The 1698-nt window shown below is 64.3% G+C and carries 2 protein-coding genes; one reads left to right on the top strand and one right to left on the bottom strand.

Features of this window, described 5'->3' with window-relative positions; genetic code table 11:
* Window positions 1–164: 164 nt before the first annotated feature.
* On the bottom strand, window positions 165–473 hold the full coding sequence (locus tag RMO81_RS01470) for a hypothetical protein (protein ID WP_310473951.1): 309 nt from the start codon (window positions 471–473) through the stop codon (window positions 165–167).
* A gap of 88 nt (window positions 474–561) precedes the next feature.
* On the opposite strand from RMO81_RS01470, the gene dgcA reads away from it, so the two are divergent.
* Window positions 562–1554: an N-acetyl-D-Glu racemase DgcA gene (dgcA, locus tag RMO81_RS01465; RefSeq protein WP_310473950.1), complete on the top strand. Its 993-nt coding sequence runs from the start codon at window positions 562–564 to the stop codon at window positions 1552–1554.
* Window positions 1555–1698 lie beyond the last annotated feature (144 nt).

Raw genomic sequence — 1698 nt, 5'->3', positions numbered from 1 at the left:
CAGCAAACCGGCGCCGCCCAGCAGCACCGCCGCCGCAATGATTCCGCGCCGCATCACCGTCTCCCCTGCTGGCCGATTGCGGCCCTTGCGTCACAAGATGCCACGGCGTGAGGGACGGTCAATGCATTTGGCAACCGCCCTGTCACTTGCCGCAGCCGGCGCATTCAGGCGGCCGGATTGTCTTTCACGTGGCGTTCCAGATCGTCGAAGAAACGCTCCAGATTGTGCAGCACCATCATCTTGAATTCGTAATTCACATCCGGGCTGGCGCTTTCGATGATCGGGCTTTCATCCACCTTTTCGGCATAGGCCTTGTGAATGGTCTGCACATAATCCGACGTCAGCTCGATCTCGCCCATCTTGTCGAGGATGCGCAGCTGCACGATCATGATCTGGCGCACCAGCATTTCCAGCGCGGTGATGCGCGACACGGTGGCAACCGGATCAAGTTCGACTGATTCCTCATCACTCATGTCGGCAGTGTGCCTTGAAAAGCCGGGGCGGCAAAGCCTGTTGCAGCCAGCAGTTGTAGCTTGGCGCGGGTTGGGGCAGGGCAAGGCCATGGCTCGCCGTTTGACCGCTCGCATCGAACGCTTCCCCGTGCAGGGCAGCTTCACCATCGCGCGCGGTGCCAAGACCCATGTTGATGTGGTCGTGGCCGAAATCAGCGATGGCCCTCACACGGGCCGCGGCGAGGGCACCGCCATCTATTACAAGGGCGACAGCGCTGAACGGGCGCTGGCCGCATTGCACGGCATGGCCGACGCGGTGACGGCTGGCGCCACCCGCGCCGATCTGTTCACCCTGTTGCCCGCCGGTGCTGCCCGAAATGCTCTCGATTGCGCGCTGTGGGATCTGGAGGCCAAGCAGTCGGGCAAGCGCGTCTGGCAAACGCTGGGCCTGCCGGTGCCGCAGCCGATGCTGACGGCTTATACCATCAGCCTGGGTGATCCTGGAGCGATGGCGGCGGCGGCAAGCGCGGTGCGGGGCCGCGAACTGCTGAAAGTGAAGCTGGGCGGCGAAGGCGGCGTGGCTGCCGATGTGGAGCGCATGGCCGCCGTCCACCGGGCCGCGCCTGATGCCCGGCTGATCGTCGATGCCAATGAAGCCTGGGGTGGCGCCGATATCGAACGCACCTTGCGCCAGCTTGCCCCGATGGGCGTCGAACTGGTCGAACAGCCGGTGCCGGCCGGCCGCGATGCCGATCTGGACGGGTTGAAATGCGCCGTGCCGCTGGCGGCGGATGAAAGCTGCCACGACCGCTCCAGCCTTGATGCCATCATCGGTCGCTACCAGTTCATCAACATCAAGCTGGACAAGGCCGGCGGCCTGACCGAAGCGCTGGCCCTGCGCCATGCCGCTGCCACGCGCGGGCTGGGCGTGATGACGGGGTGCATGCTGTGCACCAGCCTCGCCATCGCGCCGGCGTTCATGGTGGCCATGCAGGGCAGTTATGCCGATCTGGATGGGCCATTGTTGATCGAAGACCGCCCGCATGGACTGCGGTTCGAAGGCAGCGATGTGTATCCGCCGGCTGCTGAACTTTGGGGATGATGCTCTTCAACATTGCGGCTATGCTGCACTGCAATGTTGAAGGTTGACGCTATCCACAACCGCCGCGCGATCATCGATCGCCGGGCTCTGGCCGATGGCTTGGCCAGCGGGCTGGCGCGCTGCGACAGTTTTGCCGATCGTCGC

The sequence above is a fragment of the Sandarakinorhabdus sp. genome (genome assembly GCF_031422795.1).
Taxonomy (GTDB): Bacteria; Pseudomonadota; Alphaproteobacteria; order Sphingomonadales; family Sphingomonadaceae; genus Sandarakinorhabdus.
Note: the sequence above shows the minus strand (reverse complement) of the source record. Positions and strands in the feature narration are given on the sequence as shown.